General features: G+C 29.3%; 8 protein-coding genes and 1 pseudogene. 1 reads left to right on the top strand and 8 read right to left on the bottom strand.

Annotated features, from left to right (window positions below):
* Positions 1–12: 12 nt before the first annotated feature.
* Complete coding sequence (locus AACQ14_RS17530; RefSeq protein WP_339364885.1) at positions 13–561, bottom strand: type I restriction-modification system subunit M N-terminal domain-containing protein; 549 nt, start codon at positions 559–561, stop codon at positions 13–15.
* A 223-nt stretch (positions 562–784) separates the two neighbouring features.
* Complete coding sequence (locus AACQ14_RS17525; RefSeq protein ID WP_339364884.1) at positions 785–1132, bottom strand: hypothetical protein; 348 nt, start codon at positions 1130–1132, stop codon at positions 785–787.
* A 363-nt stretch (positions 1133–1495) separates the two neighbouring features.
* Between AACQ14_RS17525 and AACQ14_RS17520 the strand changes: the two genes are divergently transcribed.
* On the top strand, positions 1496–3295 hold the full coding sequence (locus tag AACQ14_RS17520) for a recombinase family protein (protein ID WP_339364883.1): 1800 nt from the start codon (positions 1496–1498) through the stop codon (positions 3293–3295).
* Here AACQ14_RS17520 and AACQ14_RS17515 read toward each other — a convergent pair.
* From AACQ14_RS17515 to AACQ14_RS17490, 6 genes and pseudogenes are all read right to left on the bottom strand, one after another.
* Positions 3212–3511, bottom strand: a pseudogene (locus AACQ14_RS17515) (sigma-70 family RNA polymerase sigma factor); the annotation flags it as partial. The gene AACQ14_RS17520 and the pseudogene AACQ14_RS17515 sit on opposite strands and share 84 nt — an antisense overlap.
* 93 nt (positions 3512–3604) lie before the next feature.
* On the bottom strand, positions 3605–4840 hold the full coding sequence (locus tag AACQ14_RS17510) for a peptidase U32 family protein (RefSeq protein ID WP_339364882.1): 1236 nt from the start codon (positions 4838–4840) through the stop codon (positions 3605–3607).
* Between the two features lie 38 nt (positions 4841–4878).
* Positions 4879–5526 (bottom strand): O-methyltransferase, encoded by a 648-nt coding sequence (locus AACQ14_RS17505; protein WP_339364881.1) that lies wholly within the window; start codon positions 5524–5526, stop codon positions 4879–4881.
* Between the two features lie 187 nt (positions 5527–5713).
* A complete protein-coding gene (mltG, locus tag AACQ14_RS17500; protein WP_339364880.1) occupies positions 5714–6784 on the bottom strand; it encodes an endolytic transglycosylase MltG in 1071 nt (356 codons plus the stop codon).
* A 78-nt stretch (positions 6785–6862) separates the two neighbouring features.
* Positions 6863–7207, bottom strand: a complete 345-nt coding sequence (locus tag AACQ14_RS17495) for a YlbF/YmcA family competence regulator (protein ID WP_339364879.1) — start codon at positions 7205–7207, stop codon at positions 6863–6865.
* Positions 7208–7265: 58 nt separating this feature from the next.
* On the bottom strand, positions 7266–8927 hold the full coding sequence (locus tag AACQ14_RS17490) for a ribonuclease J (RefSeq protein ID WP_339364878.1): 1662 nt from the start codon (positions 8925–8927) through the stop codon (positions 7266–7268).
* Positions 8928–9158 lie beyond the last annotated feature (231 nt).

Below are 9158 nucleotides of genomic sequence, written 5' to 3'. Positions count from 1 at the left end.
ACTAAGAATTTACTATATATAATGTTGTCCTGCATCTTCGTTGTGTGCTTCAGAGAACTTTCTTATTATTTCTTCGAATATATATCCCATTTCTAAATTAGATATTTTATCTGGGTGTAAGTTAGCCCCAGGTGATATAAATTCCTGAATTACTATGTATAGAAGATTCTTTTCTGCAAGTCTTGTAATTTGATTATCAAAGTTAAACTTTTCTATTATGTTACGTACATTTTCTGAAAAGCCATTTAGATATGCTCGAAAGTTCTCTTCTATTCCATCTGGATCATTCAGTAATTTTTCAAAATCATATTTACTTGTATTATAAAAGGAATATCCTGATTCTTTACATAAGAATATATCTTTCATTGGAAGTTTTCCAACCTCTTCGTTTTTCTTCAAAACAGCTTCTTTTCTATCTCCTAATATACAATCAAAACGTCGTATAACTGTAAGTGGTAATATTACTTCACCGTATTCATGAGGCTTATATACTCCTGTTAATTTATCAGCTATTGCCCATATTAGATTCGCTTTTTCATTTATATTTGAACTTAAACTCATTTTTATTCTCTCCTAATGTTTTTTAATAGATTTATTATAACATATTTTCTACAAATTTCTTATTAAAAACATATAAAAGAACAAATTAAATTGGTATTTTTATTACGCACAAAAAATAAAGCCTATACCATATTCTGATAGGCTTTATTATGATTTATAACTATCAAGTATTTATTTACATCATAAAACAAATTTTTAATTATATAGCTATTAATATATATAATTATGTTGTTGGTATCAATACTTGATCTAGTTTTTTATTATTATAATAGAATTTAATTATTACATGATCTGCGTTTCTTGGTGGAGTATCATAAGCTTCTATTTCTGTTGTATTTGGCTTAATAAAAGTTTCTGAATCAATATAATCATGATGAATATCATAATATTTAAATACTATTTTAAAATCAACATCTTCCTCTGAATACATTGCACCACCTACACGTCCAGTAGAACTATTATATCCATTTGCATAATACTCTATGCCATCTTTTACAGCTGCATTTGCTGTTAAGCTTAATGAAAATAGTAAGCATACAGCCATCATCAAACTTATAACTTGTTTTTTCATATGTATACTCTCCTTCTAATTTAAATTTGTTAGTACACTATAATAATATAAAATATTTCTTATCATTATATATTTTTCAACATATCTTGCAAGATGAATATATTATACTACTAATGTGCTTTTTTCAAAATAGTTATTATTCTTTTTCTTGCAATATTAATTTTTATAAAAATAACCTTAATTTATTTAGGAATTCATACAATTTAAATTGTATAATAATCTTAAATAAATATCTTTATATGCATGAGTAAAATCTATTTAATGTTATTCGCTTTAACCATAAAATTCTATATTTCTTTCTTCTGAATCTATTATATACTTCTATCAGTATAATAAAAAACAGTAGATAATCTTATACAACATATGTTATATTATAATTATTCGAAATATATTGTCGGGGTGAATAATATGATAACTGGAATATACGTTAGGAAATCCAAATTTACTGGTAAAGGTGAATCTATACAAAATCAAATTCAACTATGTAAAGAGTATGCTGTCTCAAAAGGATATACTGTTGATGATAGCTTAATATATCATGATGAAGGTTTTTCAGGTGGTAATATCAATAGACCTGCTTTTCAAAAGATGTTAAAAGATGTTAAAGCTAATAGATTTGATGTTTTAATATGTTATCGCTTAGATAGAATAAGTCGTTCTGTGGCTGATTTCTCTGATACTCTTGAAATGCTTAATAAATATGATGTGTCATTTGTTTCTATAAAAGAACAGTTTGATACTACTACTCCAATGGGTCGTGCTATGATCTACATATCAAGTGTATTTGCTCAGTTAGAAAGAGAAACAGCAGCTGAGAGAATAAAAGATAATATGCTATCACTTGCTGAAACTGGAAGATGGCTTGGTGGTATTACTCCAACTGGTTTTTACTCTGAATCTATTGAATATATTGATAGAGATATGAAAGAACGTACAATGTATAAACTATCCCCTATAAAAGAAGAGTTGAATCTTGTTAAATTACTATATGATAAATACTTAGAATTTAAAAGTCTTGCCCAAGTAGAAACATACTGCTTACAGAACCATATTAAAACTAAGAAGAATAAAGACTTTAATAAAAATACAATAAGGACTATATTAATCAATCCTGTGTACGCTATAGGAGATGAAGATACATATAATTATTTATATAGTATAGGTTGTCAGATATTTTCTGATAAAGAGAAATTCAATGGAAAACATGGTGTTATGGTATATAACAAGACTTTAGAGAAAAAGAATAGAAGTAATAAGCTACGTGATCCAATTGAATGGATTGCAGCTCTTGGTAAGCATAAAGGTATCATTGAGGGCGAAAAATGGGTTTTAACACAAAATATGCTGTTAAAAAACAGAGATAAGGCACCAAGACAGGGTACATCATCCGTTGGTCTTTTATCTGGCTTACTTCGCTGTAGTAAGTGTGGTCAGCCTATGCGTGTAAAACATGGACATATGAGAAAAAATGGTACCAAAAATTATTATTATGTATGTACATTGAAAGATACTTCCAGAAGTAAGCGTTGTGATAATAATAACCTAAATGGCCCTTATGGTGATAGATTTGTTGTAGAACGTATCAAAGAGTTTTTTAATGCTCCTGATGGTCTATTAAGTGATGTTGAGGATAATAGAAATAATATAAACTCTCTAAAGAAAGAATTAGAGAAAGAACGTGAAAAAGTTAAGATACAGATTAATAATAATCAAAAATCTATTAATCATTTAGTTAAACAATTAGCTGATAATGAAAATAGTTCGGCTTCTAAATACATAATTAAAGAGATTGAAGAACTGGACAAAGAAAATATCAAACTTCAAAATGAGCTTAATACAGAATTATCACTAGCTAAGTTAAATAATGAGTTAATAAATATATCTATACTTAATGAATCAGCTAATGATTTTGTTGAGTCAATTGATTCTGCTGATACTGAAGAAAAGAAAAAACTGCTACATAACGTAGTATCAAGTATATACTGGGATGGAGACAAAATAGAAGTTAACTTCTTTGGTAAAAAAAAACTAAATAATAAGGGCTATCCATACAATAAGCTTGATGCGTCTTTTGGTATGGATAGCATTCTCTATACATCTAGCAGCATAAGTAGCCAGCCTTGTACCTTTATCTATATTAAAGGTTGTAATTGCTTTTATTAAACCTATTGTTCCGATAGATATTAGATCATCCATATCTCTGTCTGTAGTATTATATTTTTTAACTATATGAGCAACTAAGCGTAAATTCCTCTCAATTAAAATATTCCTCGCTTGCATATCTCCATCTTTACACTTAATTAAATATTCCCTTTCTTCATCACTTGACAATGGTTTAGGGAATGATTGAGATGTTGTAAAGTAGAACCCTGGTAAAATGAATGTTAAAAAATTGAATAGCAAAACAAAAGCACCTCTAAATATGTATTCATAACAGTTTATGAAAAAAATACTCAGAAAGTGCCTTTCCACCTAAAATTCTTTACTTTTTAATCTAATTATTGTGTTTTTAGGAAATTCTTTATGGGTTTTAAACCTTATAACTTGTTTAGGATGAGGAGCGCTTTCAACTAAGTTTCCTTCTTCATCCCACATTTCTTTAATGGTAGTTACATAATTCTCACCATCTGTAGCCATTAACTCTACTTGGTCTCCTACACAAAACTTATTTCTCTGTTGTATAGTAACTATCTGTTCCTCAGAGTTATACTCTATTACCTTACCAATAAAAGTATAACTTCTTATATAAGTATTACTATTATATATCTGTTCATTTTCATCTGGTCGTTTAAAATAAAAACCTGTTGTAAACTTTCTATGAGTACACTTCTTAATTTCATCCAAGTAATAAGGAATATTATTTCTATATTTGGATTCATCTTCAAAATAATCATCAATTGCTTTTCTATATGTTCTTGTGACAGTTGCAACATATAATTGTGTTTTCATCCTGCCCTCTATTTTGAAACTACCAACACCAGCATCAATAAGTTCAGGAACATATTCTAACATACATAGATCTTTTGAATTATAGACATAAGTACCTCTTTCATTTTCATAAACAGGCATATATTCGTTAGGACGAGTTTCCTCTACTAGATGATATTGCCATCTGCAAGGATGTGTACATTCGCCTTTATTAGCATCTCTACCAGCCATATAGTTACTTAATAGGCATCTTCCTGAATAAGATATACACATAGCTCCATGTACAAAGGCTTCTATATCTAGAGTGTCAGGGCTATTTTCCTTAATTTGCTTTATTTCTTTAAAGGATAGTTCACGAGCAACGACTACCCTCTTAACACCAAGTTTATGCCAAAAATTAACGCTTTTATAATTAGTATTATTAGCTTGGGTACTTAGATGTATCTCCATGTCTGGTAACATTTCCTGGGCAATAGTTAAAATCCCAGGATCAGCAATAATCAATGCATCTGGTTTTATTTCTTTTATTTCCTCAAAATACTCATAAACTTTATCAATATCATCGTTATGAGCAATTATATTAGCAGTTACATAAACTTTAACATTATGTTTATGAGCAAATTCAATGCCTTCTTTCATTTGTTCCATAGAAAAGTTTTTTGCTTTTGCTCTCAATCCAAAATGTTGTCCTCCTATATATACTGCATCAGCACCATATAGAACAGCTACTTCTAAATTTTCTAAGCTTCCTGCAGGTATTAGTAATTCAGGTTTATTCAATGTTTGCCTCTCCTCTCAAAGCTATAATTAATTGATTACTATTTTTTATAACTAAGTGTTACTCCATCAGCAATAGGAAGTATTGATGTTTGAAAATTTTTATTATGATTCAATTCCCATAAAAATTCTCTTATACGATTGTGTATTGTTCTTTGCCTTCTTGGAACACTAAATCTTGATTTTGCTACTGTACCATTTTGAAGAACATTATCACATATAAGTATACCACCTTTTTTCAGTAATCTAAGACATTCTGGTAAAAAAGTTAAATACTGACCTTTTGCGGCATCCATAAATATAACATCAAAAGTATCATCAATAGAAGATAGTATATCACTGGCATCCCCTTCTAACAATGTTATAACGTCTTCTTTACCCGCTTTTCTTATATTTTCTTTAGCTTTCTTAATCATGTCTTTTGACCTCTCAATAGTAGTTATACAACCATCTGTATCAATAAAATCACTCATAATTATTGAAGAATAAGCTACCGCAGTACCAATTTCCAATACTTTTCTTGGTTTACTAGTAGCTAATATCCATTTTAACAAATTCTTCACTTCAGATTTAATTATAGGAACATTATTATTGAGAGCATCTTTCCTAATGGTACGAATAATAATGTCGTCATCTGGTTCTATAGCCATTAGGTAGTCTCTTATATATTTATAAGTGATTTCACTCATTGTTTAACTCCTTATAAACTTAATTTAAAGGACTGTCTCAAAATACATCTACTTTTTATACATTCTGTTTAAAAGGGTCTGCGCTACGTCTTTTAAGACCTAACTTACCATCAAACAGAGTCTATCTTACTAGTATATTAAAGTAAAATGTATTATGAGACAGCCCTTTTTTTATTGTATAGTAAAATTAAAATTCTTTTTGTAATTTACCTTTAACTTTATTATGAGCATCTAAAGATTTATTAAATTCATGTTCTCCAGTCTCTGCATTCTTGAGAGAGAAATAAAAATAATCACTCTCAGTTGGATAAAGAGCTGCTTCTATTGAACGCTGACCTGGATTAGAAATAGGTCCAACAGGTAGTCCAGGGTTCATATAAGTATTGTATGGTGATTCAATCTCCAAATCTGAATATAACAATCTTTCTCTAGGCTTGTCAAGAGCATACATGACAGTTGAACACATTTGTAGTTTCATAGGTTTCTTTAATCTATTATATATTACCCCAGAAACTAATTCTCTTTCAGAATCAACTCTTACTTCTCTTTCAATAATAGATGCAATAGTTATTATTTCATCTATCTCATAACCCAATGCTTTTGCTCTTTCATAATATTCATCTTTGAAAACTTTATCAAATTGTTTTAACATGATACTAACAATATCTTTAGCAGTTGCATCAGTATATATCTCATAAGTAGATGGGAATAGATAGCCTTGTAATTTTAAGTTTCTATCTGGTACTTCATCAATAAACTTATAATCATAAGATACGTTATTAACAGCATCCAAAAATTCAGATTCTTTACATATATTTTCCTTAGCCAATTTTTTGGCTATTTGTGCAACTGTATAACCTTCTGGTATAGTAAACTTTATCGTTTCCTTCTTTGCTCCTTGAGTTGTTAATATATTAGCGATTTCTTCATCTGTCATTCCCGTATTCAGTGTATAGTCACCATACTGGAATTTATTCTCTTTACCAGAAAGCTTAGAATAGAATAGAAAATAATAAGTATTTTTTATTAATCCATTATCATGCAATATCTTTGCAATTTCTTTTGATGAAGTACCTTTTGGTACTTTTATGTCCACTGTTTTAACAACTATATCTTCTGCGGGAGTTTTAGCCATTAATTTATAAGAGTAATCATATACTTTTTTACCTGCAAAAAATATAATCAATACGGCCACAATCAATATTACAACTTTTGATAAAGCATGTAACCCTATTAATAATCCTTTTTTCTTTTTCATATTTTGTCACCTTCCTGGTTAACTCAATCCGTATTAAGTTTCAAGTAGTTTTATAGTTTAAATGTAGCATCAACGGATTTATTCAATGAATGAAATATTGAAATTAATTTCTTTTGCTATAAGGTCATAAACCTCTGCAATCACTTTTGCTAATTTATTTTCAGCTTCAAGAAATTTCTTAACTTCTGGTTGTCCAATAATTTCATTATATTCCTTGTTAAGTTTTAACATATTTTCATAACATTCAAAAGAACCATCACCATATTCTATATGGATATTAAAAGACTTCTTCTTGTATTCACTAACTTTTTCTAGTAACTGTGGATTAGATTCTATTACATTCTTGCAATTTTGATAATCAGTATATTCTTTTAAATGTTTAATTTTCTCAACAAATATCTTTGTTTCTTTTATATAATCCACAAATTAGCATCCTCTCAATATCGAATAAAAATATCAATTTAATCTATTTTTTTATAGTCTAAACTTCCATTATAATTGGTAAAATCATAGGACTTCTTTTTGTTTGTGACCACAAATAGTCTCTTAGAGCATCCCTTACTACACCTTTTATCTTAGACCAATCAGTTATTCTCTTTTTATTACATTGATCTAATGCTTCTTTAACAACTTTTCTAGCTTCCAGCATTAAATCTTCTGATTCTCTAACATAAACAAATCCTCTTGATATTATATCAGGACCACACAATATTTGTCCAGTCTGTTTTTGTAAAGTAACAACAACTATTAATAATCCATCTTGTGAAAGTTTCTGTCTATCTCTTAAAACTATATTTCCAACATCTCCAACTCCTAGACCATCAACTAGAATTTGTTCTGCAGGTACTTTACCAGTTACCTTTCCGCCCTCTTTGTTAATTTCTAGGACGTCTCCACTAGAAAGTATAAATATATTATCTTTTTTCATGCCAATGCTCTCAGCTAATTCAGCATGTTTTACTAAATGTCTATATTCACCATGTACAGGGATAAAATATCTTGGTTTAACCAATGTATGAAGTAATTTCAACTCTTCTTGCAACGCATGTCCTGAAACATGGGTATCTTCGCAGATTACTTCTGCACCTTTTCTATATAAATCATTTATCACTTTTGAAACTGTTTTTTCATTTCCTGGAATTGGCTTAGAACTAAATATAATTTTATCTCCTGGCTTAATCTCTATCTTTCTGTGTACAGATGAAGCCATTCTAGATAATGCTGCCATTGCTTCTCCTTGACTTCCAGTAGTAATAATGACTAATTGTCCATCTTTATACTTATTAATATCCTCTACGCCAATCATCATTTTATCTGGAACTTTCAAATAGCCTAATTCAATAGCTGTCTTAACTACATTAATCATACTTCTTCCTTCAACAACAACTTTTCTATTGAATTTTTCGGCTGTCCAAATGATTTGCTGTACTCTATCAACATTAGAAGCAAATGTGGCTACTATTATTCTCTTTTGATCAGAATCTAAGAATATATTATCTAATGATTCTCCTACAGTTCTTTCAGACATAGTGTAACCTTTTCTTTCAACATTGGTACTATCTGCCATAAACAAAAGTACACCTTTTCTACCTAACTCAGCAAATCTTTGAAGATTGATAGCTTCTCCTCTAATAGGTGTATAGTCAATCTTAAAATCCCCTGAATGTATTACAACACCAACAGGTGTAGTTATAGCTAGTGCTACCGCATCGGCTATACTATGATTAGTTCTGATAAACTCTATCCTAAAAGAACCTAATGTAATAGATTGACCAGGCATAATACATTTTCTTTTAACGCTTTTTAACATATTATGCTCCTTTAATTTATTCTCTACTAACCCAATGGTAAGTCTTGTACCATAAACAGGCACATTAACATCACGAAGAACATAAGGTAATGCTCCAATATGATCTTCATGTCCATGAGTTAGGACAATACCCTTTACCTTCTCAATGTTATCCTTTAGGTATGTTACATCTGGGATTACAAGATCTATCCCTAACATTTCATCTTCTGGAAACGCTATACCGCAATCAACAACAATAATTTCATCGTTATATTCAAAAGCAGTAATATTCATACCTATTTGCTCAAGTCCGCCTAAAGGTATAATTTTAAGTTTTGCTTGTTTTTTTGTCAAACTGACACCTCCTAAATTATTAAGATAATTTCTGTATCACACCCAATCAGTTATTGAAGAAATTATCTTTCATGTTCAACTTAAAATGTTACAATTTTTGCATAGTCTAAAACTTCTTATTTTCTTACTAGATTTTCTAATAATACGAAGATATCACTATGTACTGCCTATTCAAATATTATATCCCTTAAGTTAAACCTTAACGCCCACAGATATATTTTTGCATTATAA

The sequence above is a fragment of the Vallitalea maricola genome (assembly GCF_036985595.1).
Taxonomy (GTDB): Bacteria; Bacillota; Clostridia; order Lachnospirales; family Vallitaleaceae; genus Vallitalea; species Vallitalea maricola.
The sequence above is the reverse complement of the archived record's forward strand: the minus strand, read 5'-3'. Positions and strand labels throughout refer to the sequence as shown.